Origin of the sequence: Blastomonas sp. RAC04 (genome assembly GCF_001713435.1) — a bacterium.
GTDB lineage: Bacteria > Pseudomonadota > Alphaproteobacteria > Sphingomonadales > Sphingomonadaceae > Blastomonas > Blastomonas fulva.
This window is the reverse complement of sequence record NZ_CP016460.1, coordinates 1,643,241-1,669,379: the sequence shown is the minus strand read 5'-3', so window position 1 is coordinate 1,669,379 and position 26,139 is coordinate 1,643,241. Positions and strand designations below refer to the sequence as shown.

Sequence of the window (26,139 nt, the reverse complement as noted above, 5' to 3'; positions counted from 1 at the left end):
TCGTTCTCCATACCCCGATCGGAAAGTACCAGCATGGACCCCGTGGTCGCCGTCCTTATCGTTGTCGCCCTGATCATCGGGCTCGCCATTGGCTGGTGGCTGGGCGGCAGGCCGCTCGCCGATGCGCGCGCCGAGCGCGAGGAGGCGCAAGGCGCGCTCAAGGAGCTGCAGGAGCGGTTCAACGCCGCGATCCGCGATCTGGCAGGCGCGAGCGAGCGGGCGAAGCTGGCCGACGACCTGTCGCTGCGGCTGGAAGCCGTGCGCACCGACCATGCCGCGCTTTCGGGCCAGCTCGCCGCCGCTGCCGAGCGTGCACGCCAGGCCGACGAGCTGGCAGCAAAGCTCGACACCCTGCGTGCCGACCACGCCGCCGCCGCGCGCGAGCTTGCCACGATGAAGGCCGATGCCGCCAACCATGAAAAGCAGATGCGGATGCTGGTCGAAGCGCGCGAACAGCTCTCGCAGCAGTTCGGCGAAGTCGGCAACAAGCTGCTGGGAGAGGCGCAGGAAGCGTTCCTGCGCCGCGCCAACGAACGTTTCGCGCAGTCCGAAGAGAAGAACGAGGAAAAGATCCGCACGCTGCTGGCGCCGGTCGGCGAACGGCTCAAGACCTATGAGGAGCAGGTGCAGAAGATCGAGGCGACCCGCAGTGAGGCTTATGGCGACCTTAAGGGCTTGATGGATCAGATGCGTGCTGGCCAGCAGCAGGTCCGTGACGAGACCGCACGGTTGGTCAATTCACTTCGCAACGCTCCCAAGGCGCGCGGTCGCTGGGGCGAACAGCAGCTCAAGAACGTTCTCGAAAGCTGCGGGCTGTCGCAACACACCGACTTCATGATGGAAGTCAGCGTCGAATCCGAGGACGGGCGCCTGCGTCCCGATGCGGTGATACGCATTCCGGGTGGACGCACGCTCATTGTCGATGCCAAGGTTTCGCTCAACGATTACCAAGACGCGTTCGAGGCGGAAGACGATCTGGTCAAGTCCACCGCAATGGCGCGGCATTTCCAGTCGATGAAGAATCACGTCAATGCGCTTGGCGGCAAAGCCTATCAAACCCAGTTCGGTGACGCGCCCGATTATGTGATCATGTTTGTTCCGGGCGAGCATTTCCTGTCGGCCGCGATGGAGCATGACTCCACGCTCTGGGATTTTGCGTTCGGCAAGAAGGTGTTGATCGCGACGCCGACCAATCTTGTTGCCATTGCGCGGACGGTGGCGAGCGTCTGGCAGCAGGAGGCGCTCGCGGCCAATGCGCGTGAGATCGCCGAACTGGGCAAGGAAATGTACGATCGCCTCGCGGTCTCCGCCGAGCATTTGAAGCGCGTCGGTTCGGGCCTGTCGAGCGCGGTGGGGCACTACAACAAATTCGTCGGTAGCTTCGAGCGCAATGTACTGTCCACTGGCCGCAAGTTCGCCGCGCTCAACATCGAGACCGGCAAGCGCGAGCTGGAAACGATCGACGAGATCGAAGCGCTCCCGCGCTATGGCGATGCTGCGCTGATCGAGGCGGATGCAGAGGTGAAGGACGCGCCCCAGCTGGCCGCTGAGTAGACGCGCAACCGCCCGCCGTTACCGTCGTCCCGGACCTGATCCGGGACCCAGAGCGAAATCTTGCAGGCACCCGCCCCCGGCTTCGGGGCAAGCCCGGGGTAACCGGGAGTGGTAACGTGGCGGAAGTGTGCGGTACCAAAATCCTCCCCGAGACAAATTCGGGGAGGATCTGGAAGGTCACTGCCCCGTGAACTTCTTCGCGAAGCCCATGATGTCGTTCATCGGGTTGCCGTCGCCGTCGCGATCGAGAAAGCCGGTGACTTTTTTCAGCGCATCCTCGCCGCCGACCTGCGCGAGCAGGTCATTGAGCTTGTCCATCGGCAGGCCGGTCGACTCAGCAGCCGATGCGACGGTGTCCCCGGGCTGGGGGGCGGCCTTGCCGAGCGCGGCCATGGCTGACTGCACCTGCTCTTCGCTGAGGCCTACCTGCTTGGCGAGGCTGGCAATCTTGTCGACGCCGCCCAGCTGGCCGACGATGTTGTTGAGGAAATCCATCGATGCGTGCTCCCACCTCCAGCCGGGCTCTTCCGGCGAACGGGGAGCAAGTTAACATGGCGACGGCGCGCTCGCCACGCCAATCACCCCGGCAGGCGGGCGACATCTGGTAAAATCACCGCACGCCGGGCCTCAACCGAAAACAGCCGCTCGCGCGAATAGAAACGCAGCGGCCAGTCGCGCGCGCCTTCGGGCGCGTCGAGCAGCGCGTTGACCTTGTCGACCAGCGCAAGCGCAGGATCGATGCGCCGCACGAACGCGGCGACCCCGACCGCATAGCAATGAGTGATCGTGGCGTGGAACCCCTGCGCATCGGTGTTTGGCGTCCCGACGCTTTCGTTGTGCCGCCGGATGATGCCGGGCAGTTCGTGCGCCGCATCCAGATCGGGGCGCTCGGTGATCAGCCACAGGCAGGCGGCGACATGCGCCTCATGCGTCCATTCGGCGCGCGGCAGGCAAGCGCCAATCAGCCGCTCGCCCAGGAGGCGAACGGCTGACGACGTTTCAAAATAGCGGATTTCAGCTGCGGGCATCATCGGGCTTTCGACTGGAAAGGCCCGATGCTGTCCGGGCCGGATCAGGCAGCGACGGACTGCCGGACAGGAGCGGCGCTGCGAACGCCTTCATCGACATGGTCTTCGAATTGAGCGAAGTTGTCGATGAACTGGCCGACCAGCTTTTGCGCAGTGGCGTCATAGTCCGTCTTGTCGGCCCAGGTGCCGCGCGGATCGAGGATCGCAGTGGCGACGCCGGGAACGCTCACCGGAACCTCGAAGCCGAAGTTCGGATCCTTGCGGAATTCGGTGCTGTTGAGGCTGCCGTCGAGTGCGGCATTGAGCAGGGCCCGCGTTGCCTTGATCGGCATGCGGTTGCCCACGCCGTACTTGCCGCCGGTCCAGCCGGTGTTGACCAGCCAGCAGGTGACGTTGCCCTTCGCGATGCGCTCCTTGAGCAGGTTGCCGTACACCGAAGGATGGCGCGGCATGAACGGCGCACCGAAGCAGGTCGAGAACGTCGCCGAAGGCTCGGTCACGCCGATTTCGGTGCCCGCGACGCGCGCGGTGTAGCCCGAAAGGAAGTGATACATCGCCTGCTCTGCGGTCAGCCGCGCGATCGGAGGCAGCACGCCATAGGCATCGGCTGTGAGGAAGATGATGTTCTTCGGCACCGGACCCAGGTTTTCGGCCGAGGTGTTGGGGATGAAGTCAATCGGGTACGAACCGCGGCTGTTTTCCGCGAGCGTGTTGTCGGCGAAATCGAGCGTTCGGGTGTCCGCATCCATCACCACGTTCTCGAGCACGGTGCCGAAACGCTGGGTGGTGGCGTAGATCTCAGGCTCGGCTTCGGGCGAGAGGTTGATCATCTTGGCGTAGCAACCGCCCTCGAAGTTGAACACCGCGGTGTCCGACCAGCCATGCTCGTCATCGCCGATCAGCGTACGGCTGGCGTCAGCCGACAGCGTGGTCTTGCCGGTGCCCGACAGGCCGAAGAACACGGCGGTCTCGCCCTCGGGGCTGATGTTGGCCGAGCAGTGCATCGGCATCACGCCCTTGGTGGGCAGCAGATAGTTGAGGATGCCGAACACCGACTTCTTCATCTCGCCGGCATAAGCGGTGCCGCCGATCAGGATCAGCTTTTCGGTGAGGTTGACCGCGATCACGGTTTCGCTGCGCGTGCCATGCCTGGCCGGATCGGCGCGGAAGCTGGGCAGATCGATGATCGTGTATTCGGGCGCGAAATCAGCGAGCTGGTCGGCGGTGGGGCGGACCAGCAGCGTGCGGATGAACTGGCTGTGCCAGGCGAATTCGTTGATCACGCGAACGTTGACGCGGTACTCGCTCTGCGATCCGCCGAACAGGTCCTGCACGTACAGCTTGGGCTTCTCGGCGAGCGCGGCCAGGAAATCGGCCTTCAGCGCGGCGAAATTCTCGGGCGTCATCGCTACGTTGGTCTTGCCCCACCAGACCGAGTTTTCGGTCTCGGCATCCCGGACGATGAACTTGTCGGTGGCGCTGCGGCCAGTGTGCTTGCCGGTCGCGACGACCAGCGCTCCGCCCTTGGCGAGCGAACCTTCGCCATTGCGGAGGGCTTCTTCGACCAGCGCTTCGGTGCCGAGGTTCCATTTCTGGTTATCGGTTGCGGTAAAGCCCTGATCGGCAAGCGAAACTTTGGATTTGTTAGCCACTGGTAGTATTCTCCCATGTCGCGGTCACCGATGGCTGGACTTGCGCCCACTGGCCAGCCTCGACCTCGTGGAGGCGACTCGCATGTTTCATCCCTGATGTTCAATCGTCCAAGACCACTGCCACACGGTCTGTCAATAGCTGCTACCGGTGTCATAACATGGGTCAGCGATTCCGCGTCAGAGCGGTTCGCGATGGTGCGGCGCAGCATTGTGCATAAAGCAGTTGTCCCTGACGCGACGATATGCGACCGGCAGGCAGGTTCATCGAGGAGGTTTCAGCCCTGGCATGGCGGCAGTGATCGCGCTGGTCGACGACGACCGCAACATTCTGACATCGGTATCGATTGCGCTGCAGGCGGAAGGCTTTGTCACGCGGCTGTATTCGGATGGCGAAGCGGCGCTCAAGGCGATCGTCGAGACGCCGCCCGACCTGTGCCTGTTCGACATCAAGATGCCGCGCATGGACGGGCTGGAACTGCTGCGCCGGGTGCGTGAACACAGCGCCGTGCCGGTGATCTTCCTGACATCGAAGGACGAGGAGCTCGACGAGGCGCTGGGACTGGCGATGGGCGCGGACGACTATATCACCAAGCCGTTCTCGCAGCGGCTGCTGATCGCGCGGATCAAGGCGATCCTGCGCCGCGCCGAGCTGATGCGCACCCCCGATGCCGCAAGCGACGAACCCGCCGCCGAACCGATCGTGCGCGGGCGACTGGAGATCGATCCCGCGCGGCACATGGTCAGCTGGGATGGCAAGCGGGTGACGCTGACCGTCACCGAATTCCTGATCCTCGAGGCGTTGGCGGCGCGGCCCGGGGTGGTGAAGAGCCGCAACCAGCTGATGGATGCGGCCTATCAGGACGACGTCTATGTCGATGACCGCACCATCGACAGCCACATCAAGCGGCTGCGGCGCAAGTTCCGCGAAGTCGATCCCGAATTTTCAGCAATCGATACATTGTATGGCGCCGGATACCGTTTCTCAGGCGAGTAACCCGCCCGCGCTGCGCTTGCGCTGGACGCGGCGGGTCTCGCTGACCTGGCGGATTCTGGCGGTCAATATCTTTGCGGTCGCGATGCTTGGCGGCGGGCTACTGTATCTCGACAGCTATCGCGAGCAGATTATCCAGGAACGGCTGGAGCAGGAGCAGCAGAGCATCTGGCTGCTGGCGCACGCGCTCGAACGGCTCGACCAGCCTGACCGCATCGCGATGATGAAGGCGGTCGCCAGCCGCTATGCCTCGCGGGTCAGGCTTTACGACCGGGCGGGGGCGCTGCAGCTGGACAGCTTTGCGCTGGGCCGGCCGACCTACACCTTGCGCGATCCTGCCGACGAGCCCTGGCAGCGCCATGCCGCGAGGCTGCTGGATGAAGGGTTTGACGGGCTGGTCAACGCCCAGAAGGTGGACGCCTATGTCGAGCGCCGTCCCGACAGGCTGGAGAACTGGTCTGAAGCCGTGGCCGCGCGCGACAGCGGCGCTGCGCATGCGCGGATGCGCTATGCGCGCGATCGCACCCCGATGATCAGCGCCGCGATCGCGCTGCCGCAGGGCTCGGGCGTGCTGTTCACCAGCTACAACGCACGCGACATCACCCGCATCGTCCGCGCGGAGCGGTTCAACCTGGCGCTGATCGTGCTGGCGACGGCTTTGGTGTCGGTGCTGTTCTCGCTGTTCCTGGCGCGCACGATCGTACAGCCGCTGCGGCGGCTGGCGAGCGCCGCGGTGCGGGTGCGGCTCGGCCGGGCGCGTGAGGTCGTTGTGCCGCGGCTGCCTTCGCGCGGCGACGAGATCGGCCTGCTGGCACGATCGCTCTCGGACATGAGCCTGGCGCTCCGGCAAAAGATCGACGCGACCGAGGCTTTTGCCGCCGATGTCAGCCACGAGCTCAAGAACCCGCTCGCCTCGTTGCGATCGGCGCTCGAGGGGCTGGGCAGCGTCAAGGACGAGGGGCTGCGCGCGCAATTGTTCGACATCGCGTGCAGCGATGTGCGCAGGCTGGACCGGCTGATCACCGACATATCCGAAGCCTCGCGGGTCGATGCGCAGCTTACCCGCACCCGGTTCGAGCCGGTGGATCTGGGCGAGATGATCGAGAACCTGCTCGATCTTCGCCGCGCGCGCGGGCTCAACCATGGGCGCGAGATCGTGTTCGCGCGGCCCCGGCGCGGGGTGGCGGTTGTGATGGGCGAGGGCACAAGGCTCGAGCGCGTGATCTCCAACCTGCTCGACAATGCGGTGTCCTTCTCTCCCCCGGGCGGGCTGGTGCGGATTGAGGCGACGCAGGTGCGCGGGCCCGAGCGGTCGCGCGTGCTGGTGAGGGTGATCGACGAAGGCCCTGGCGTGGAGCCCAGCGAGCGCGAGGAAATCTTCCGCCGCTTTCACAGCGCGCGCCCGGAAGGCGAGGCCTTTGGCCAGCACAGCGGGCTGGGGCTGGCGATTGCGCGCACGATCATTGAGGGGCATCATGGCGCGATCAGTGTCGATGACCGCGACGACGGCAACACGGGGGCGTGTTTCGAGATCCGTCTTCCGGGGATCGACCAGGAGGGACTGCCGATATCACCGGCCTAAGGCGCGGGGTAAGGCGGACAAGGGGGGAGGACGATGATGCAGCCAGCAGGGCACTGCTCCTATCCGGCAAGCTGTGTCAGCATTGGCGGGGTGGCGCTGCTGATCAGCGGCGAATCGGGGATCGGCAAGTCCGAACTCGCGCTGGCGCTGATCGATCGTGGCGCGCGGCTGATCAGCGATGATCACGTCACGCTGCGCTGCGGCGATGACAGCCGGCTGATCGCATCGCCTGCGCAGAACATCGCCGGGCAGATCGAGGTGCGCAACCTGGGACTGATGCCGATGCAGCCGGGACCGGAATGCCCGGTGGCGCTGCTGATCGAGCTCAACCGCGCAGCGCCGCGCTGGATCGAGCGCTGCGAGCAGCGGGTGATCCTGGGGGTCGCGATCCCGCAGATCCTGCTCACTCCCGACAGCCATGTGCTGCCGATCAAGGCGGAAATGGCGTTGCATGCCTATGGCTTGAAGGGCTAGGTCTGGCGCAGAGCTGCGGCAGCATTCCCTCCGCACCAGGGGTGGCGACATGATCGATTCCAGCACTGACGAGGGCGCGGGTTCCACGTCCGATCCCGTGCCCCAGCGCATCATGCTGGTCACCGGCCTTTCGGGCGCGGGCAAGACCACCGCGCTCAAGACGCTCGAGGATCTGGGCTGGGAGGCGATCGACAACTTCCCCATCAGGCTGCTGCCGCTGCTGATCGATACGCCGCAATCGGCACGGCGCCCCGATCAGGGGCGTCCGCTCGCCATCGGGTTCGACGCGCGCACGCGCGGCTTCGATCCCGCCTCGATCGTGCGGCAGGTGCGCGAGCTGGAAGAGCACCCCGAATATGCGGTGAGCACGCTGTTTCTCGATTGCACGGGCCGCGAACTGCAGCGGCGCTACGCCGAGACCCGCAGGCGCCATCCGCTGGCGCAGGACCGTTCGGCCGAGGCAGGGATCGCCGAGGAGCGCGAATGGCTGCAGCCGCTGCGTCGCTGGTCGGAAAACGTCATCGACACCACCGACATGCCGCTGTCCGAGCTGCAGCAGGAGGTGCGCCGCCGGTTTTCGCTCGAAAAATCCCCCACCAGCGTGATCGTCACCAGCTTCGGCTTTGCCCGCGGAATGCCGCCGAGCGCCGATCTGGTGTTCGACATGCGCTTCCTGCGCAATCCGCACTGGGACAGGGACCTGCGCCCGCTCACCGGGCTGGATGCGCCGGTTGGCGCGTTCGTGATGGAGGACCCCGCCTATCAGGGCGCGGTGGACCGGATCGTCGATCTGCTGAGCTATCTGCTGCCCCATTATCAGGCGGGGGCCAAGGCCTATGTTCACATTGCCATCGGCTGTACCGGGGGGAGACACCGGTCGGTGTTCGTTGCCGAGCAGATAACCAAACGCTTGCAAGAAGCGGGGTTTTGTCCCACTGTCCAGCATCGCAACCTGACGTCAAGACCCGTCGATGCCATAGAAGGAAGCCCCGTGCAGCCGCCCGAATGATGGCGGCACAAGAGGGCAGGGAGAGCTGAAGCAGACGACGCAGGGTCAGGCAGAGATATTCTCAAGAACCAAGTAATTTGGCTCAGATACAGGCATATTGGTACAAGCATCCCCTATGATTGGTCTTATTCTCGTCACCCATGGACGGCTCGCGCAGGAGTTTCTGGTCGCGATGGAGCATGTGGTCGGCAAACAGCAAAGCATTGAAACCATCGCCATCGGCCCGAACGATGACATGGAACAGCGTCGTGCGGACATCGCCAGCGCCATTGCCAAGGTGGACACCGGCAAGGGAGTCATCGTGCTCACCGACCTGTTTGGCGGCACGCCCTCGAACCTCGCGATCTCGCTGCTCGATGCAGGCCGGGTCGAGGTGATCGCCGGCGTCAACCTGCCGATGCTGATCCGGCTGGAAGGCGCGCGCCGATCGATGAACGTGCGCGACGCAGTGGCCGCCGCGCGCGATGCCGGGCAGAAGTATATCAGCGTCGCCTCTGACCTGCTGGGGCAGGAAAGCGCGCAATGATCCAGCAGACGGTGACGATCACCAATGTGCGGGGGCTCCACGCCCGCGCCAGCGCCAAGTTCGTCACCGCCGTGGCGCGCCTGCCCGAAACGGTGCAGGTGCATGTCGCCAAGGATGACAATATCGTTACTGGCAGTTCGATCATGGGGCTGATGATGCTGGGTGCGGCACGCGGCGACAGCATCACCATCAGTGTCGAGGGCGAGGGTGCGGACGCTGCGCTCAAGAAGCTGGTCGGGCTGGTGATGGACGGCTTCGGCGAGGACTGATGGCCCGCTGCGCCCCCGGGTCCGAAACGCCATGACCATCTCCCGCCTGCCGATCACCGGCTTTTCCAACCCTGCGGTCAAGGCAGCGCGCGCACTGCGCGAGAAGAAGCACCGCAGGCGCGAGGAGCGTTTCCTTGCCGAGGGGTTGCGCCTGCTCACCGAAGCGCGCGAGGCGGGGATCGTGCCTGAAGCCCTGTGGTTGGGCCAGCATCGTGATCCGCACCCGCTGGTAGACGCGCTCGAGCGTGCGGTGGCGGACAGCGGCGGTACGATCTACGAAACCACCACCGACATTCTCTCCAAGATATCGGGCAAGGACAATCCGCAGACGGTGCTCGGCGTGTTTGCGGACCTGCCGACCTCGCTGGCAGCACTCGACCGCAACCGGTCGGGAATTTGGCTGGTGGCGCAGGCGATGCGCGATCCGGGCAACCTCGGCACCATGCTGCGCACCTGCGATGCGGTGGGGGCGGGCGGGTTGATCCTGGTCGACCAGTGCGTCGATCCGTTTTCGGTCGAGGCGGTGCGTGCGAGCATGGGCGCGGTGTTCACCGTGCCGCTGGCGCAGGCCGACTGGAGCGATTTCCTCACCTGGCTGCGCGCCGGGCCGGGCCAGCTGGTCGGCACGAGCCTCAACACGACCCACGACTATCGCGGCGCGGCCTATGCCAGCCCCACCTTCCTGCTGATCGGCAACGAGGCTCAGGGCCTGCCTGCGCAGTACGAGGCCGAGTGCGATCTTCTGGTCAAGATCCCGATGCTGGGCAAGGCCGACAGCCTGAATGCGGCGGTTGCTGGCGCAGTGATGGCCTATGAGGTGCTCGCGCAGCAGGGCTGAACTGCCAGGTTCTCGCCGAAATTCGACCTTCCGCTATCCGCAGCGCCGCTGTTGCGGCCGCGATCAGGTGGTCTTGTCCGATCCTGTCCGCAATTTCGTCAGTTCCGCCTGGCTGAGCAGCTTGGCTTCATCCTTGCTGCAACGGCCCAGCGCGAGATCCGCATCGGCAAAGGTGCGCCAGCCATTATGGGTCTTGATCAGCGGAGCATCGCAATACATGCAGTTACTTCGCCAATTCAAGTTATCGTACCATGCGCGCTTGCGATCCGGCTTGTGGCCGACAGCAAGACACGCAAGAGGAATACGAATCGCCATGGGTTTACTATACTGCAGTGCAGCATAAAGCCCTATTGCAAAGCACGCATTCACAATGCAGCTTCACTCAACTTGATATAGTTGTGTGGCATGCAATTGTTTTACAGACAACTGTCGTGTCCAATCCCTGCCGATAGCCTGGGAGATGGCTGCAAGCGCCTGAATCAATTCAATTTGTGATCGGCGTCGCCATCGTCAGCGAGCAAGCCGCCGCTTGCCCTTCAACCGGCTGGTGAGATGATATTGCCCGCACCGGTCGCAGACATAGGGGCGAAGTTCGATATCCGCGGCCAGCGCGGCGGCGATCGCATCGCTCTGGCTGGCAAAGCGGCGCTTGCGTACGCAGATGCTGAGCCGGGTGCGGGGCATTTTTGCAACAGCCTTGGGCATTTCGGCGCGGCGGGATGCCGTGCGCTGCTCGCTCTCTTGCACCAGCATCGGGCTTTGCGCCATGACGATGTCATGATCACCTGCATCCGGCGTCGTGCCCTGTCCGTCCTGGCCCTTGCGGCCGTTGCCTCACCCGTTCCTGCCGCCATGGCGCAGGACCGGCCCGCGCCGATTTCGGAATCCGAAGTGCGCAGCCATATCGCGGTGCTGGCAAGCGACGAGTTCGAGGGGCGTGCGCCGGGAACCGCGGGGGAAACCAGAACGCTCGATTATCTCGCCAAGACCTGGGCGTCCTACGGGCTGGTATCGGGCACCAACGATACCGCACGGCCCTGGTTTCAGCCGGTGCCTCTGGTCGAACGCAAGCCCTATGGCCAGGCGGTGAGCGCCGTGGCGCGCGGCAAGGCGCTCGCGCTCAAGGAGGATGGCGTCGTGCTGGCGGGCCGCAACCCCACCGATCGCGTGACTGGGGAGCCGGTGTTCGTCGGCTTCGGCGTGAAGGCCGATGGAACGCTGAACGCCGATGTTCAGGGGCGCGTTGTGCTCATGCTGTCGGCCGAACCCAAGTTCGCAGGCGCGGCCAAGCTGCCGAACCTGCGCGATCGCCAGAAGATGCTGGCGGATGCCGGCGCTGCAGCGGTGCTGATGACCGCACCCGAAGGCGCGTCCTGGGGTGCTTTGCGCGCGCAGCTCGCCAACGGATCGATGCGGCTGGCCAGCGATGACAAGGGCGCGAAGATCGGCGGCGTGCTGCGCGGCGACGTGGCCCAGGCGCTGATGCGTGCCGCCCGCCTTTCGCCCGACGATGCGATCGCCAGCGCGCAGGATGCGGCGTTTGCGCCGATCACTTTGCCGGTCACGCTCGACCTTGCCACCAGCACGCAGGTGCGCGCGTTCGCCAGCCACAACGTCATCGGCAAGCTGCCGGGCGCACGGCCGGGATCGGGCGCGGTGATCGTGCTGGGGCACTGGGATCACTTCGGCATCTGCCGCAGCGAGGAGGCCGAGGACCGCATCTGCAACGGCGCGGTGGACAATGCCAGCGGCATGGCGGTGCTGCTTACCGTGGCAGAACGCCTCGCGCGCAGCGCCGGGGCCGGTGCGCCGCTCGACCGCGACGTGTATTTCATGGGCACCACCGCCGAGGAACGCGGCCTGCTGGGCGCCTATCATTTCGCCGACAATCCGGTGGTGCCGCTCGACCAGATCCTGGTCGCGCTCAACATCGACACCGTGGCGATCGCGCCCAAGGGCGCTCCGGTGGCCCTGGTCGGGCGCGGCGAGAACGGGCTGGACGAAATCGTCGATCAGGTAGCCATCGCCGCCGGGCGCACCGTCGATTCGGACACCGAAGCCAATGCTTTCATCCGCCGCCAAGATGGCTGGGCGCTCGCCGCCAAGGGCGTCAAGTCGATCATGGCGGGCGGCTCGTTCGCCGACATGGCGCTGCTCCAGGCGTTCCTCACCACCGTCTATCACCAGCCTGATGACGAGCTGACCGATGCCACGCCGTTGGGAGGAGCAGCGGACGATGCCAATCTGCACGTCGATCTGGTGCGGCATTTTGCCGATGAAGCGAAATATAACCCCGCACCCACTGGCGATTGACGCGCAGCTTGGTTACATGGGCCGCCACCAGAAACCAGATTCGGATCAAGAAAGTGGCATTCCGCATGGACATCCCCCTCGGCCTTACCTTTGATGATGTCCTGCTGCGCCCTGCGGCATCGGAAATCGTGCCCAGCCAGGCCGATACCGCGACGTACCTGACCAAATCGATCCGGCTGAACATCCCGGTGCTGTCCTCGGCGATGGACACCGTGACCGAGGCGCGCATGGCGATCGTGATGGCGCAGCTGGGAGGCATCGGCGTGCTCCACCGCAACCTCAGCATCGAGGAGCAGCTCGCGGCGGTCCGCCAGGTCAAGCGCTTCGAAAGCGGCATGGTGGTCAATCCCATCACCATCACCCCCGATGCACCGCTCGCCGAAGCGCAGGCGCTGATGCGGCTGCACTCGATCTCGGGCATCCCCGTCGTCGAGGAATCGGGCCGTCTCGCCGGCATCCTCACCAACCGCGACGTGCGCTTTGCCGAGAACCCCAACCAGCCGGTGCGCGAGCTGATGACCTCGGAGAATCTGGCCACCGTTCCCGCCGATGTCGGCCAGGAGGATGCGCGCCGCCTGCTGCACCAGCGCCGGATCGAAAAGCTGCTGGTGGTCGACAACAACTATCACTGCATCGGACTGATTACGGTCAAGGACATCGAAAAGGCGGTGATGAACCCCGATGCGACCAAGGATGCCGCAGGCCGCCTGCGCGTCGCCGCCGCCTCCACCGTGGGCGAGGCTGGCTTCGAGCGCAGCAAGGCGCTGATCGATGCCGAGTGCGACGTCATTGTGGTCGATACCGCGCATGGCCACTCCAAGATGGTCGCGGTCGCGGTCGAGGCGATCAAGAAGTATTCGAGCAAGGTGCAGGTGATCGCGGGCAATGTCGCGACCGCCGGTGCCACCCGCGCGCTGATCGATGCGGGCGCCGACGGCATCAAGGTCGGCATCGGCCCCGGATCAATCTGCACCACCCGCGTCGTCGCGGGCGTGGGCGTGCCGCAGCTTTCGGCGATCATGGAATCAGCCGAGGAAGCGGACAAGTCGGGCATCCCGGTGATTGGCGATGGCGGCCTGCGCACCTCTGGCGATGCCGCCAAGGCGCTGGCTGCGGGCGCATCGACCATCATGATCGGGTCGATGCTCGCGGGCACCGAAGAGGCTCCGGGCGAGACCTTCCTGTACCAGGGCCGTGCCTACAAGAGCTATCGCGGAATGGGCAGCGTCGGCGCGATGGCGCGCGGCAGCGCCGACCGCTACTTCCAGCAGGACATCAAGGATCAGCTCAAGCTCGTCCCCGAGGGCATCGAGGGCCAGGTGCCCTTCAAGGGCCCGGCGCGCGATGTCGTCCATCAGCTGGTCGGCGGCATCAAGGCGGCAATGGGCTATACCGGATCGCCCACCATCGAATCGCTGCGCCGCAATGCCGAGTTCGTGCGGATCACCAATGCGGGGCTTCGCGAAAGCCATGTCCACGACGTGTCGATCACGCGGGAGGCTCCCAATTACCCGACCCGGTAACCGCGCATGACGCCCTCGGCCCGCGTCCAGGCGGCGATCGATCTGGTCGATGCGATCCTGGCCGCAGCGCGCGGGCAGGGGGCGAGCGCGGACACCCTGGCGCGCAATTTCTTCCGCGAGCGGCGCTATATGGGATCGGGCGATCGGCGCGCGGTGCGCGATCTGGCCTGGCGCGCGGTGCGGCGCTTCGGCGAGATTCCCGATAACGGCCGCGCCGCGATGGCGGGGCTGGCGCGCGAGGATGCCGAGCTTGCTGCATTGTTCGACGGCAGCAGCTATGGCCCGGCTGCGCTCGCCGATGACGAGCCTGTGGCAAGCGGCGACGTGATCCCCGGCTGGATCGAGGCGCGCTTGCCCGCGCTGTTCGACGCCGAGGCAAAGGCCGCCTTGCTCGATCGCGCCGCGCTCGACCTGCGCTACGATCCTGCGCGCACGACCCGGGCGGCGCTCAGCGCACACTGGCCCGAGATAGCCTTCAGCGATGCGCTGCCGCGTGCGGCGCGGCTGCCCAACGGCACCGCGATCGAGGCCAGCGATCCGTGGCTACAGGGCGCTGTCGATGTGCAGGACTGGGGCAGCCAGGCGATCGTGCAGGCGTGCCTGGATGACGATGCGCCCGCGCTGGTGATCGATCTGTGCGCGGGCGCAGGCGGCAAGACGCTCGCGCTCTCGGCGATGCTGCCAGCTGCGCGGATCATCGCCTCAGATACCAGCCGCGACCGGCTCGCGGCCATGGAGCCACGGCGCCGGCGCGCCGGGCCCGATAGCATCGAGACGCTGTTGCTCAACCCCAAGCGCGAATGGGAGAGCCTCGAGCATTTCGAGGGGCAGGCGGACGTGGTGCTGGTCGATGCGCCCTGCAGCGGCTCGGGCACCTGGCGGCGAAACCCCGAGACTCGCTGGCGGCTCACCCCCGAGCGGCTCGACAAACTGGTCGCCGAACAGGCGCGGCTGATCGAGATCGCAAAGCGGCTGGTGCGGCCCGGCGGGGCTCTGGTCTATGCGGTGTGCTCGCTGCTCCCCGAAGAGGGCGCACGGCAGGTCGCGCGCGGCTTGTGCGATCAGCCCGGCTGGCATATATCCTTGAAGACTATGAACATTGGCCGCCCTGTTAGGGCCGATGGCGCGCTGGCCGCATCGCACGATGCCGCCGACCAGCCCGCCGGAATGCTCCTGACGCCGCATCACGACGGCACCGATGGCTTTTTCTTCACAAGAGCGATCCGGTCGTGATAGCCTTGCGGTCAACCTGGGAGACTATCATGCGTTTCACGCCCGCAGCCGTCGCGCTGTCACTGCTGCTTGCCACTGTTTCCAGCACCGGGATCGGCCAGCCGGTGCGCTATGCCGTCAACCCCGCCTCGCAGGCGCTGGTGGACGAAGGCTCGAGCGTGCAGCAGGCGGGCAAGCTCGACGAGGCGATCGGACTGTACGAGGCCGCGCTGGCGGTCGATCCGGGCAACCGCACCGCCTATATCGCGCTGGCGCAGGTCGCGAGCGCACAAGGCCTGCCCGGCAAGGCGATCCGCTTCTACCGCGAGGCGCTCAGGCTCGACCCCAATGATGTCGCCGCACTGGCGGGCCAGGGCGAGGCGATGGTCCAGCGCGGCGCGGTCGAAAAGGCGCGCCGCAACCTGGTACGCATCGAGGCAATCTGCACCACCGGCTGCACCGAGACGAACCGCCTGATCACCGCCATCGACCAGGCCGCCGCCAAGCCGGTGCTGTCGGCAGAAGCGGTGGCGTCCACGCCGACGGTGGCGCCGGTGACCGAGCAGCCCTGAGGGGAGGCTGGGCTGAGGGGCGAGGCGATACCATTCGGTTGATCCCTGACGACCTGCGTTGGAATCTGTCTTTTCAGGCGGTCGAAGAGGATTTGAACCGCGCAGCCTGGCGTGACAGGATCAGATCCTCCCCTACCAAGTCCCCCCAATCCGTTCTCCCAGCACCCCGCGCACCCGTGCGACCACTGCCTCGGGCACCGCGTCCGCCTTGCGCATCAGCACGCCCAAAGTTCGTGTATGCGCAAAGTCTTCCATCGGCACCCGCGCCACGCCTGGTGCGGTGAAGCAATCGGGCATCACCGTCACGCCCACGCCCGCCGCGACCAGTGCGAGGATGCGGTCGTCGCTTCTTGAGCGGGCCGCAAAGAAGGGGCGGACGCCTCTGGCCGTGAAGTGCTGGCTGGTGGCGGTGAGCACCTCGCAATGGCGGCGCACCAGCATCACATTGTCGGCGAGCTCGTGCCCGGCGATCAATGTGCGCGCCGCGAGCGGGTGGCTGGCGGGCAAAGCGAGGCTGTAGCCTTCGGTTGCTACGGGCTGGAACTGCGCGCGGTGGCGTCCCTGCGGCTCAAGCGTCACCGCCAGATCGATCCGCGCCGCATCCAGTCGGTCGGTGAGCTCGCTCGCCCGGCCTTCGACGAACTCGGTGCGCAGGCCATCGATCTCGCCCAGCGCCTGCGCGATGGCCGCGACCACCGGGCTGGGCAGCGTGGAGAGCAGCCCGAGCCGCACGATCGCCTGGGGCTGGCGCTGCTGCATCGCCTGTTCGGCCAGATTGAACTGCGCCTCGATCCGCCGCGCATGCTCGGCGAACTGCGCGCCATTGGGGGTGAGGTCGACGCGGCGGTTGGTGCGGTGGAACAGGCGCTGGCCCACGCTCTCTTCCAGCCGCGCGATGCCCACCGACAGTGTCGGTTGGGTCACGTTGCAGCTCTCGGCGGCGCGGGTGAAATTGCCGTGCTCGACGACAGCGAGGAAATAGCGCAGCAGGTAGCGTTCGATCATAGACAGCGTCTAGGATAAACCCCTTTCAATATCAATTTTCCTTTGTTGACCGTGCCCTCTAAAAGCCGCTTCAATCGACAGATAAACGAGAGGATCATTGCGATGTCCACGATGCCCGATTTCGACTTCGCGCTGGGCGAGGCTGCGGACATGATCCGCGACACCACCGCGCGCTTCGCCGCGGACAAGATCGCGCCGATCGCCGCGAAGATCGATGCCGAGGACTGGTTCCCGATCGAATTGTGGCCGCAGATGGGCGCACTTGGCCTGCACGGCATCACCGTGGGCGAGGAAGACGGCGGGCTGGGGCTGGGCTATCTCGAGCATGTCATCGCGATGGAAGAGGTCAGCCGCGCGAGCGCTTCGCTGGGGCTGTCGTACGGCGCGCACTCCAACCTGTGCGTCAACCAGTTGCGCCGCTGGGGCAACGCGCACCAGAAGGCGAAGTATCTGCCCGGGCTCATCTCGGGCGAGCATGTCGGATCGCTGGCGATGTCCGAAGTCGCCGCCGGATCGGACGTGGTCTCGATGAAGCTCAAGGCCAGCGAAGTCGCGGGCGGATACCGGCTCAACGGCACCAAGTTCTGGATCACCAATTCGGCGTATGCTGAGACGCTGATCGTCTATGCCAAGACCGGGGAAGGATCGGGCGGGATCACCGCGTTCATCATCGAAAAGGATATGCCGGGGTTCAGCATCGGCCAGAAGATCCAGAAGATGGGGATGCGCGGGAGCCCGACGGCGGAATTGGTGTTCAATGACTGCTTCGTGCCGGCGGAGAACATCATGGGTCCGCTCAACGGCGGTGTCGGCGTGCTGATGAGCGGGCTCGATTACGAGCGCGCGGTGCTCGCTGCCGGGCCTTTGGGCATCATGCAGGCGTGCCTCGACGTGGTGCTGCCCTATGTGCGCGAGCGCAAGCAGTTCGGCTCCCCCATCGGCTCGTTCCAGATGGTGCAGGCCAAGGTCGCCGACATGTACGTCGCGCTCAACAGCGCCCGCGCCTATGTCTATGCGGTCGCGCGCGCCTGTGATGCGGGCAAGACGACGCGGTTCGATGCCGCCGGTGCGATCTTATTGGCCAGCGAGAACGCGGTCAAATGCTCGCTCGAGGCGATCCAGGCCTTGGGCGGGGCGGGCTACACCACCGACTGGCCGGTCGAACGCTTCCTGCGCGACGCGAAGCTGTACGACATCGGGGCAGGGACCAACGAAATCCGCCGCTTCCTGATCGCGCGCGAACTGATTGGAGCTCGGTGATGACCGCGCCAACCCTCGACACCAAGATCGACACCAATTCAGACACCTACCGCGCATCTTTCACGCACAATATCGCCCTGCGTGATGAGCTCTGGAGCAAGGTCGCCGAAGCCGCTCTCGGCGGCAACGCCAAGTCGCGCGAGCGGCACACATCGCGGGGCAAACTGCTGCCGCGCGAGCGCGTCGAGCGGCTGCTCGACCCAGGCTCGCCGTTCCTCGAGATCGGCCAACTTGCTGCCTGTGACCTGTACGATGGCGAAATTCCCGGCGCAGGGATGATCGCCGGCATCGGCCGCGTCTCGGGTCGCCAGTGCATGATCGTGTGCAACGACGCCACGGTGAAGGGCGGCACCTATTACCCGATGACGGTGAAAAAGCACCTGCGTGCGCAGGAGATCGCCGAGGCCAACCGGCTGCCGTGCATCTACCTCGTCGACAGCGGCGGCGCCAACCTGCCGCACCAGGCCGAGGTCTTCCCCGACCGCGACCATTTCGGCCGCATTTTCTTCAACCAGGCGAACATGTCCGCCAAGGGCATCCCGCAGATCGCCTGCGTGATGGGTAGCTGCACCGCGGGCGGCGCGTACGTCCCTGCGATGTCCGACGAAAGCGTGATCGTGCGCAATCAGGGCACGATCTTCCTCGCCGGGCCGCCTTTGGTGAAAGCGGCGACGGGCGAGGAAATCAGCGCCGAGGATCTGGGCGGCGGCGATCTGCACGGGCGCAAATCGGGCGTGGTCGATCATGTTGCCGAGAATGACGAACATGCGCTGACGATCGTGCGCGACATCGTCTCGCATCTGGGCCCGATCCCGAAGGTCAACATCGATGTCCGCGATCCGCGTCCGCCGAAGTTCGACGCGGAGGAGCTGTACGGCATCATCCCCTCGGATGTCCGCGCGCCGTATGACGTGCACGAGGTCATCGCGCGGATCGTCGACGGCAGCGAGTTCCACGAGTTCAAGGCGCTGTATGGCAGTTCGCTGGTATGCGGTTTCGCGCATATCTGGGGAATGCCGGTCGCGATCCTCGCCAACAACGGCGTGCTGTTCAGTGAAAGCGCGGTCAAGGGCGCGCATTTCATCGAACTCGCCTGCCAGCGGCGCATTCCCCTGCTGTTCCTGCAGAACATCTCCGGCTTCATGGTTGGTGGCAAGTATGAGGCCGAAGGCATTGCCAAGCATGGCGCCAAGCTGGTGACCGCGGTCGCCACCGCGAGCGTGCCCAAGGTCACCGTGCTGATCGGGGGCAGCTTCGGCGCGGGCAATTACGGCATGTGCGGGCGGGCGTACTCGCCCCGCTTCCTGTTCAGCTGGCCCAACTCGCGCATCAGCGTGATGGGCGGCGAGCAGGCAGCGTCGGTGCTGGCAACGGTGCACCGCGATGCAGACAGCTGGACCCCTGAGCAGGCCGAAGCTTTCAAGCAGCCGATCCGTGATGACTATGAGGCGCAGGGAAGCCCCTACCACGCCACCTCGCGGCTGTGGGACGACGGCATCATCGACCCCGCGCAGACGAGGGACGTCCTTGGGCTGGCGCTCGCGGCATGCCTCAACGCGCCGGTGGAGGAGGGGCCCCGGTTTGGGGTTTTCCGGATGTGATGGGGGTGGTGGGCAGCCAAATCAGTCACCCTGAACTTGTTTCAGGGCCCATTCCGCCTGCCGCGCGGTGGGACGGGATCGAAGCCCAGCGGTACCGCCAGATCGACCCAATGCGGGTTGTCGGTCTCGATCAGGTTTATCTTCCACTGTCGATGCCAGCGCTTGAGCTGCTTTTCCCGCTCGATCGCGCCTTCCATGGTGTCGAACAACTCGAAGCGCATCAGGCGATGGACATGGTAGCGCGAGGTGAAGCCCTTGATCTCGCTCGTGCGGTGCTCGTGGAGACGGCCAAGCAGGTTGGACGTCACGCCGATGTACAGCGTGCCATAGGGTGCGCTGGCCAGGATATACACGCACGGTTGGCGGTCGATCATCTCCTCGAAAATGCCGCGAAATGGGCCCTGAAACAAGTTCAGGGTGACGTAGAAGGTTGCGCTCCATGCTGAAATCCCTCCTCATCGCCAACCGTGGCGAAATCGCCTGCCGGATCATCCGCACCGCGCGGGCCATGGGTGTCCGCACGGTCGCGGTGTACTCAGACGCCGACGCCAAGGCGCTGCATGTGCGTTCGGCCGATGAAGCGGTGCATATCGGGCCTTCGCCGGCGCGCGAGAGCTATCTGGTGGGCGAGAAGATCATTGCCGCCGCGAAACAGACCGGGGCAGAGGCGATCCATCCGGGTTACGGCTTCCTCTCGGAAAACGCCGAGTTCGCGCAATCCGTGATCGACGCGGGCCTGATCTGGGTGGGGCCGAAGCCGGATTCGATCCGCGCGATGGGGCTCAAGGACGCGGCGAAGAAGCTGATGGACGCAGCGGGCGTGCCGACCACGCCGGGCTATCTGGGTGACAATCAGGACCCCGATTTCCTCGCCGAGCAGGCCGCTGCGATCGGCTATCCCGTGCTGATCAAGGCGGTCGCGGGCGGCGGCGGCAAGGGGATGCGGAAAGTGGATGCACCGGCGGATTTCGCCGATGCGCTGGTCAGCTGCAAGCGCGAGGCGGCGGCGAGTTTCGGCAACGATGTCGTGCTGCTCGAAAAATGGATCGAAAGCCCGCGCCATATTGAGGTGCAGGTGTTCGGTGACTCTCATGGGAACGTCGTCCACCTGTTCGAGCGCGATTGCTCGCTGCAACGCCGCCACCAGAAGGTCATCGAGGAAGCCCCCGCGCCCGGCATGGACGCAGCGACGCGCGCGGCGGTGTGCGGCGCTGCGGTGCGCGCGGCCAAGGCGGTGGATTATGAGGGCGCGGGCACGATCGAGTTCATCGCCGATGGCTCGCAAGGCCTGCGCGCCGACCGCATCTGGTTCATGGAAATGAACACGCGGCTGCAGGTCGAGCATCCGGTGACCGAGGAGATCACCGGGGTCGACCTCGTCGAATGGCAGCTGCGTGTTGCGAGCGGCGAGCCGATCCCGCTCAGGCAGGAGGAGCTCAGCATCAACGGCTGGGCAATGGAAGCGCGGTTGTATGCGGAAGATCCGGCGAAGGGGTTTCTGCCGAGTACGGGACGGTTGGAGCACCTGGTGTTCGGTGAGGCAGACCGCGTCGAGACCGGGGTCGAGCAGGGCGGGGCGGTCTCGCCCTTTTATGACCCGATGATCGCCAAGATCGTTTGCCATGGCGAAACCCGCAGCGATGCCATATCCGCGCTGGCGCATGCCGTCAGCGAGACCGAAGTCTGGCCCGTGAGGACCAATGCTGGCTTTCTGGTGCGCGCCTTGTGGTCGGACAGCTTTGTCGAGGCCGATCTGGATACCGGTTTCATCGCCAATGCTGGCGACGCGCTGATCCCGCCCAGCGAGCCCGAGGATGCCCTGTTCGAGGTGGCGGCGAGATTGGTGCACGACAGCACCGAGCCTGTGCACAATGCTGGCTTCCGTTTGAACACTGTGCCCGTGCATCGCGTCACGCTGGCAAGCGGCGGTGAAACCCGAACAGTCGATGTCGCGATGATCGGCGACCAGATCGTGTCCGTCGGAGACGATGCCGCCGACTATTACCTGCCCGAAAACACCGATGCTGCGGTTGTCACTGGGCATATCCAGGGCGACCAGGCGATCCTCTTTGCGGACGGGACAGCCTATGCGTTCGATATCACTGCCCGCGGATCCGGTCATGCGGCGGCGGGGAGCGGTTCGATCCTTTCGCCCATGCCGGGCAAGGTCATCGCGGTGGATGTGACCGCAGGCCAGTCGGTCACCAAGGGGCAGAAATTGCTGACGCTCGAGGCGATGAAGATGGAGCATTCGCTGGTCGCGCCGTTCGATGGCGTGGTGGCGGAATTGAACGCCAGCGAGGGTGCGCAGGTGCAGGTCGACGCTTTGCTGGTGCGGATCGAGGGGGCGGCGGATTGATGCGCGCGCAAAGCCTTCTCCCTTGACGGGAGAAGGATACGCAGCCTTGCTGAGCGCAGCGAGGCTAGGCGAAGTTGGAAGAGGGTGAGTGGCCTATGGGCCATCTATCGTTCTACCGTTGCCGCCCCCTCTCCCTCGGGGGGAGAGGGGTTTAAGGAGCAGAGAAAGCACGATGGCAGGCAGATATTTCGACGAGTGGCAGGTCGGCGACAAGATCGAGCATGAGATCCGCCGGACGGTGACCGAGACCGACAATCTGCTGTTCACCACGATGACGCACAATCCGCAGCCGCTGCATCTCGATGTCGAGGCGGCCAAGGCGAGCGAATTCGGGCAGATCCTTGTCAACGGCACTTTCACCTTCAGCCTGATGATCGGGCTGTCGGTGGGCGATACGACCTTGGGCACGCTGGTCGCCAATCTGGGATACGACAAGCTCGTCATGCCCAAGCCGGTGTTCATCGGTGATACCATGCGCGCGACCAGCGAAGTGACCGAACTCAAGGAATCCAAGTCGCGCCCCAATGCCGGGATCGTGACGTTCACGCATGAGCTGATCAATCAACGAAATGAGGTCGTCTGCCGTTGCCTTCGCTCGGCATTGCTCAAGAAGCGCGAGGCCTGACCCGTCATTCCTGCCAACGCGGGAATCTCGCTTTGGCGCTGCCGCAAAAAGGAAGCGGGACCCCGCGTGCGCGGGGGTGACGATGAGACAGTACCTATAGTCTCATTAAAACAGCTATTTGCGCTGATTTGTATACGATAGCTACGCCGAGCCCCTTGACCCTGCGACCCCGTCCTGCGTCTAATGCGGCGCACCAGAACACTGCTATCCGGGGTCCTCGATTATGCGCGCATCACGTCTTCTCGCTTCGTTTCTGATGGGCGCTGCGGCCATCCAGGCCGCGCCCGTGTTTGCGCAGGACGAACCCGTGCCCGCTGCCCCGGTTGTCGAGACGAAGAGCGCGCCGGGCCCCATGGATGCCACGCTGCGCGCGCTCTACGATGCCGAATGGGAGTGGCGGCAGGCCGAATATGCGCGGGTGAAGGAGGGTGGCCGCTGGATCCAGGGCGACAGCCTGGGCGATGTCACCGCCGAGGCGCAGGCGCGGCGGCTGGCCTATTGGACCGATGTGCTGCGCCAGCTCGATATGATCCCGATGGACCAGCTCTCGCCCGAAGAGCAGGTCAACGCCGCGGTCTTTCGCCAGTCGGTGTGGGAGAATGCCAACAGCATTGAGCACAAGACCTATGAGGCGCCGTTCAACAGCGACACCTTCTTCTGGGGCGGGCTGAACCCGCGCCAGGGCTTTCCCAATGCCGCCAGCTATCGCCGCTATCTGGGGCGAATGAATGACATTCCGCGCTATTTCGATGAGAATATCGTCAACATGCGCGCGGGCCTCGCACGCGGCTACACGGTGCCGCGGGTCGCGATCGAGGGGCGCGATGCGACGATCGAGGCCTATTCCGTCACCGGCGAGGCGAACCCGTTCTACGATGCCTTCCGCACGATGCCCGAGAGCATCCCGGCGGCGCAGCAGGCAAGACTGCGCGCCGATGCGCTGAAAGCAATCGAGACATCGGTCGCACCCGCTTATGCCAAGCTGCTGACCTTCATGCGGGGCGAGTATATGCCCAAGGCGCGCACGCAGATCGACGCGTACTCGCTGCCCGATGGCAAGGCCTTCTATCAGGACCAGATCAAGCTCTACACCACGCTCGATCTGACCCCTGAGCAGATCCACGAGATCGGCCTCAAGGAGGTCGCGCGGATCGATGCGGACATGCAGAAGACGATGCGCGAAACCGGGTTCAAGGGCACGTTCCCCGAGTTCCTGCAGTTCCTGCGCACCGACCCGCAATTCTATGCCAAGACCCCGCGCGAACTGCTCTCCTATGCGGCGTATGTGACCAAGAGAATGGACGGCAAGCTCAAGGAAACGTTCAATTTCCTGCCGCGCTATCGCTTCACCATCCTGCCGGTGCCCGATGTCATCGCGCCGATCTATACCTCGGGGCGCGGCGGGCTGGATAGCTGCCTTTTCAACACTTATGATCTGCCCTCGCGCCCGTTGTACAACCTCACCGCGCTGACGCTGCACGAGTGCATCCCGGGGCACAGTTTTCAGGCGGCAGTCGCGCTCGAGGCGCCAGATCGGCCGGACTTCCGTCGCCAGACCTATTTCTCGGGCTATGGCGAGGGCTGGGGGCTGTACACCGAATGGCTGGGGACAAAGCTTGGGTTGTACGAAACGCCTTATGAGGAATTCGGTCGCCAGACCTTCGAGATGTGGCGCGCGGTGCGGCTGGTGATCGATACCGGCATCCACACCCAGGGCTGGAGCCGGCAGAAGGCGATCGACTATCTGGCGGTCCACACCGCGCTGGCGCAGCGCGATGTCGAGACCGAGGTCGACCGCTATATCTCCTGGCCCGCGCAGGCGCTCGCCTACAAGCTGGGTGAGCTTGCGCTGCGCAAGATGCGCGCCAAGGCCGAGGCGGAGCTTGGCGCCGGGTTCGACCAGCGGCCGTTCCACGACACCTTCCTCAACCTGGGCTCGGTGCCGCTGCCGGTGATGGAGGCCAAGATGGAAGAGTTCATCACGCGGGAGAAGGCCAGGCTGGCCAAGACCGGCAAGCCGCGCAGCTGACCCTTATTCGTCGCCGTAGATCGCGACGCTCCTGCTTCCGTCGCTGCTCGCCATGCCGCGGTACATGCCCGGGGTGTCGAAGCTGTAGCCCTGATGGCCCCAGGGGGTGAGGTAGATGATCCCGCCCGAACCGCCCAGCGCGCCCATTTCGCCGATCACCGCATCGGCGATGGCCTGCACCTCCTCGGCGGTGAGCGCTGCCGCGATCAGCCTGGCCTGTGCCGCTCCGTCGAGCCGGGTGCCGCCGCGCTCGGCTTCCTGCGTCAGGAATTCTGCACGCGCTTCGGCCTTCATCCGGATGCGGGTGCAGATTTCGTGCGCCACGCCGACGCGGATGAAGAATTCGCCCGCGCCGGTGGCGGAGATCGCACACGCGCGGTCATCGGCATAGGTGCCAGCGCCGATCAGCGGGGAATCGCCGATGCGGCCATAGCGCTTGCCGGTCAGGCCCCCGGTCGAGGTGCCCGCTGCGACATGGCCCTGCGCATCGCGCGCGACTGCGCCGACGGTCCCGTATTTCAGATCGACATCGAACCAGCCGACCTTCTTCGCCTTGAGCTCCTCCAGCTGGCGCTTGCGCTCGGGCGTGCCGAAATAGGCGTTGTCGACCTGCTCGAGACCCTGTTCCTTGGAGAAGCGGTCCGCGCCTTCGCCCGAAAGCAGCACGTGCGGGCTTTCCTCCATCACCTTGCGCGCCAGCAGTATGGGGTTGCGGGTGTGGTGCGCGCGCGCGATTGCGCCGGCCTTGCGATCGATACCCTGCATGACCGCGGCGTCGAGCTCGTTGGTGCCTTCATAGGTGAACACCGCGCCGTGCCCGGCGTTGAAATTGGGGTCGTCTTCCAGCACCAGGATCGCCGCCTGCACCGCGTCCAGGGCTGCGCCGCCGCTCTGCAGCACGGCCGATCCGGCCTCGAGCGCCTTGTCGAGCGCCCTGCGCACCGCGGCGTCGGTCTCGGGCGAGACACGCGAGCGTTCGAGAATTCCGGCGCCGCCATGGATGACCAGCGACCAGCCCGGCTCTGCGGTGGTTTCGGGCTTGGCGGAGGTGGGGGCGGCAGACGACATCAACAGGGCTCCAAGCAACAGGATCAGGCGCATATTCAGCTCCCTTGGTCCAAGGCGAACGACAAGGCCGGGCGATTAAAGACCTTTGGACGGTCACGCAAACTTTGAGTGGAAACCGCAGCTGTGCTGTCGCAATGTCTCACCGGGGCAAAGGTTCCGCTGCAAGGGGAAGGCAGGCATGGATCAGACGATCACGATCGAACAGGATGATCTGAGCGGGGAGGATATCGTCGCATTGCTGCGCTATCATCTCGACCAGATGCAGCTGCATTCGCCGATCTGCTCGGTGCATGCCTTTCCGGTCGAACGGCTGCGCGCGGGCGATGTGACCTTCTACGCGCTGCGCGTCGATGGGCGGCTCGCCGGGTGCGGCGCGCTCAAGCAGATCGATGCCCGCCATGGCGAGCTCAAGTCGATGCGAACCGATCCTGCATTCCTGCGGCGCGGCTTGGGCGAGGCCATGCTGGTGCATCTGATCGCCGAGGCGCGCGCGCGCGGCTATTCGCGGCTTAGCCTCGAAACCGGCCTCCCAGAGCCCTTCCACCCAGCGCACGCATTGTACCGCAAGCACGGCTTCGAGCGGTGTCCGCCCTTTGCCGACTATACCGATGACCCGTTCAGCATGTGCATGACGCGCACGCTCTGAGCC

At 65.2% G+C, this 26,139-nt stretch carries 26 protein-coding genes; 18 read left to right on the top strand and 8 right to left on the bottom strand.

The genetic code is table 11. The features are described from left to right. The first annotated feature begins 33 nt into the window (after positions 1-33). Positions 34-1,554 (top strand): DNA recombination protein RmuC, encoded by a 1,521-nt coding sequence (gene rmuC / locus BSY18_RS08855; RefSeq protein WP_069050348.1) that lies wholly within the window; start codon positions 34-36, stop codon positions 1,552-1,554. A gap of 177 nt (positions 1,555-1,731) precedes the next feature. On the opposite strand, the gene BSY18_RS08850 is transcribed toward rmuC, so the two are convergent. The 3 genes from BSY18_RS08850 to BSY18_RS08840 form a co-directional block, all read right to left on the bottom strand. Beyond that, positions 1,732-2,049, bottom strand: coding sequence for a hypothetical protein (locus BSY18_RS08850; protein ID WP_069050347.1), 318 nt, complete (start codon positions 2,047-2,049; stop codon positions 1,732-1,734). A gap of 83 nt (positions 2,050-2,132) precedes the next feature. Further along, a complete protein-coding gene (locus BSY18_RS08845; protein ID WP_083231383.1) occupies positions 2,133-2,585 on the bottom strand; it encodes a hypothetical protein in 453 nt (150 codons plus the stop codon). Between the two features lie 41 nt (positions 2,586-2,626). Continuing rightward, the gene (locus tag BSY18_RS08840; protein WP_069050346.1) at positions 2,627-4,234 is read right to left on the bottom strand and encodes a phosphoenolpyruvate carboxykinase; all 1,608 of its coding nucleotides are present in this window, start codon (positions 4,232-4,234) and stop codon (positions 2,627-2,629) included. Between the two features lie 286 nt (positions 4,235-4,520). On the opposite strand from BSY18_RS08840, the gene BSY18_RS08835 reads away from it, so the two are divergent. The 7 genes from BSY18_RS08835 to BSY18_RS08805 all read left to right on the top strand — a co-directional run bounded on the left by BSY18_RS08835 (position 4,521) and on the right by BSY18_RS08805 (position 9,923). Continuing rightward, positions 4,521-5,228, top strand: coding sequence for a response regulator transcription factor (locus BSY18_RS08835; RefSeq protein ID WP_054134718.1), 708 nt, complete (start codon positions 4,521-4,523; stop codon positions 5,226-5,228). Further along, entirely contained in the window at positions 5,197-6,807 is a 1,611-nt protein-coding gene (locus BSY18_RS08830) for a sensor histidine kinase (RefSeq protein ID WP_054134717.1), read from the top strand. Before BSY18_RS08835 ends, BSY18_RS08830 begins: the two co-directional genes overlap by 32 nt. 33 nt (positions 6,808-6,840) lie before the next feature. Next, positions 6,841-7,281, top strand: coding sequence for an HPr kinase/phosphorylase (locus BSY18_RS08825; RefSeq protein ID WP_236823492.1), 441 nt, complete (start codon positions 6,841-6,843; stop codon positions 7,279-7,281). A gap of 49 nt (positions 7,282-7,330) precedes the next feature. After that, positions 7,331-8,290: an RNase adapter RapZ gene (gene rapZ, locus BSY18_RS08820; RefSeq protein WP_069050345.1), complete on the top strand. Its 960-nt coding sequence runs from the start codon at positions 7,331-7,333 to the stop codon at positions 8,288-8,290. 115 nt (positions 8,291-8,405) lie between these two features. Continuing rightward, positions 8,406-8,816: a PTS sugar transporter subunit IIA gene (locus BSY18_RS08815; protein ID WP_054134715.1), complete on the top strand. Its 411-nt coding sequence runs from the start codon at positions 8,406-8,408 to the stop codon at positions 8,814-8,816. After that, entirely contained in the window at positions 8,813-9,085 is a 273-nt protein-coding gene (locus tag BSY18_RS08810) for an HPr family phosphocarrier protein (protein ID WP_069050344.1), read from the top strand. The genes BSY18_RS08815 and BSY18_RS08810 overlap by 4 nt, the downstream gene beginning before the upstream one ends. A 31-nt stretch (positions 9,086-9,116) precedes the next feature. Further along, on the top strand, positions 9,117-9,923 hold the full coding sequence (locus BSY18_RS08805; protein ID WP_069050343.1) for a TrmH family RNA methyltransferase: 807 nt from the start codon (positions 9,117-9,119) through the stop codon (positions 9,921-9,923). 63 nt (positions 9,924-9,986) lie between these two features. On the opposite strand, the gene BSY18_RS21255 is transcribed toward BSY18_RS08805, so the two are convergent. Both BSY18_RS21255 and BSY18_RS08800 read right to left on the bottom strand, forming a co-directional pair. Then, entirely contained in the window at positions 9,987-10,142 is a 156-nt protein-coding gene (locus BSY18_RS21255; protein ID WP_162892644.1) for a hypothetical protein, read from the bottom strand. 291 nt (positions 10,143-10,433) lie between these two features. Then, a complete protein-coding gene (locus tag BSY18_RS08800) occupies positions 10,434-10,691 on the bottom strand; it encodes a hypothetical protein (protein ID WP_069050342.1) in 258 nt (85 codons plus the stop codon). Between the two features lie 9 nt (positions 10,692-10,700). Here BSY18_RS08800 and BSY18_RS08795 point away from each other — a divergent pair, with 9 nt between their 5' ends. From BSY18_RS08795 to BSY18_RS08780, 4 genes are all read left to right on the top strand, one after another. Beyond that, positions 10,701-12,236: a M28 family peptidase gene (locus BSY18_RS08795; RefSeq protein WP_069051814.1), complete on the top strand. Its 1,536-nt coding sequence runs from the start codon at positions 10,701-10,703 to the stop codon at positions 12,234-12,236. Between the two features lie 65 nt (positions 12,237-12,301). Beyond that, positions 12,302-13,759 carry an IMP dehydrogenase gene (gene guaB, locus BSY18_RS08790; RefSeq protein WP_054134710.1) on the top strand — a complete coding sequence of 486 codons (1,458 nt, stop codon included), beginning with the start codon at positions 12,302-12,304 and terminating at the stop codon, positions 13,757-13,759. A gap of 6 nt (positions 13,760-13,765) precedes the next feature. Next, a complete protein-coding gene (locus tag BSY18_RS08785; RefSeq protein ID WP_069050341.1) occupies positions 13,766-14,992 on the top strand; it encodes an RsmB/NOP family class I SAM-dependent RNA methyltransferase in 1,227 nt (408 codons plus the stop codon). Between the two features lie 29 nt (positions 14,993-15,021). Then, positions 15,022-15,543 carry a tetratricopeptide repeat protein gene (locus BSY18_RS08780; protein WP_069050340.1) on the top strand — a complete coding sequence of 174 codons (522 nt, stop codon included), beginning with the start codon at positions 15,022-15,024 and terminating at the stop codon, positions 15,541-15,543. 132 nt (positions 15,544-15,675) lie between these two features. Here BSY18_RS08780 and BSY18_RS08775 read toward each other — a convergent pair whose 3' ends face one another. Further along, complete coding sequence (locus tag BSY18_RS08775; protein ID WP_069050339.1) at positions 15,676-16,548, bottom strand: LysR family transcriptional regulator; 873 nt, start codon at positions 16,546-16,548, stop codon at positions 15,676-15,678. A 102-nt stretch (positions 16,549-16,650) separates the two neighbouring features. Here BSY18_RS08775 and BSY18_RS08770 point away from each other — a divergent pair, with 102 nt between their 5' ends. Continuing rightward, positions 16,651-17,808 (top strand): acyl-CoA dehydrogenase family protein, encoded by a 1,158-nt coding sequence (locus BSY18_RS08770; protein ID WP_171900196.1) that lies wholly within the window; start codon positions 16,651-16,653, stop codon positions 17,806-17,808. Next, positions 17,808-19,409: a carboxyl transferase domain-containing protein gene (locus BSY18_RS08765; RefSeq protein WP_069050338.1), complete on the top strand. Its 1,602-nt coding sequence runs from the start codon at positions 17,808-17,810 to the stop codon at positions 19,407-19,409. The genes BSY18_RS08770 and BSY18_RS08765 overlap by 1 nt, the downstream gene beginning before the upstream one ends. Positions 19,410-19,450: 41 nt before the next feature. Here the strand turns inward: BSY18_RS08765 and BSY18_RS08760 are convergent, their stop codons facing one another. Further along, on the bottom strand, positions 19,451-19,783 hold the full coding sequence (locus tag BSY18_RS08760; RefSeq protein WP_069051812.1) for a GIY-YIG nuclease family protein: 333 nt from the start codon (positions 19,781-19,783) through the stop codon (positions 19,451-19,453). A 65-nt stretch (positions 19,784-19,848) separates the two neighbouring features. Between BSY18_RS08760 and BSY18_RS08755 the strand changes: the two genes are divergently transcribed. The 3 genes from BSY18_RS08755 to BSY18_RS08745 all read left to right on the top strand — a co-directional run bounded on the left by BSY18_RS08755 (position 19,849) and on the right by BSY18_RS08745 (position 24,422). Continuing rightward, positions 19,849-21,768, top strand: a complete 1,920-nt coding sequence (locus BSY18_RS08755; RefSeq protein ID WP_069050337.1) for an acetyl-CoA carboxylase biotin carboxylase subunit — start codon at positions 19,849-19,851, stop codon at positions 21,766-21,768. A 172-nt stretch (positions 21,769-21,940) separates the two neighbouring features. Beyond that, on the top strand, positions 21,941-22,393 hold the full coding sequence (locus tag BSY18_RS08750) for a MaoC family dehydratase (RefSeq protein WP_069050336.1): 453 nt from the start codon (positions 21,941-21,943) through the stop codon (positions 22,391-22,393). 223 nt (positions 22,394-22,616) lie between these two features. Continuing rightward, positions 22,617-24,422, top strand: coding sequence for a DUF885 family protein (locus tag BSY18_RS08745; RefSeq protein ID WP_069050335.1), 1,806 nt, complete (start codon positions 22,617-22,619; stop codon positions 24,420-24,422). 3 nt (positions 24,423-24,425) lie between these two features. On the opposite strand, the gene BSY18_RS08740 is transcribed toward BSY18_RS08745, so the two are convergent. Next, the gene (locus BSY18_RS08740) at positions 24,426-25,523 is read right to left on the bottom strand and encodes an isoaspartyl peptidase/L-asparaginase family protein (RefSeq protein WP_083231381.1); all 1,098 of its coding nucleotides are present in this window, start codon (positions 25,521-25,523) and stop codon (positions 24,426-24,428) included. 145 nt (positions 25,524-25,668) lie between these two features. Between BSY18_RS08740 and BSY18_RS08735 the strand changes: the two genes are divergently transcribed. Beyond that, positions 25,669-26,136 (top strand): GNAT family N-acetyltransferase, encoded by a 468-nt coding sequence (locus BSY18_RS08735; protein ID WP_069050334.1) that lies wholly within the window; start codon positions 25,669-25,671, stop codon positions 26,134-26,136. The last annotated feature ends 3 nt before the right edge of the window (positions 26,137-26,139 follow it).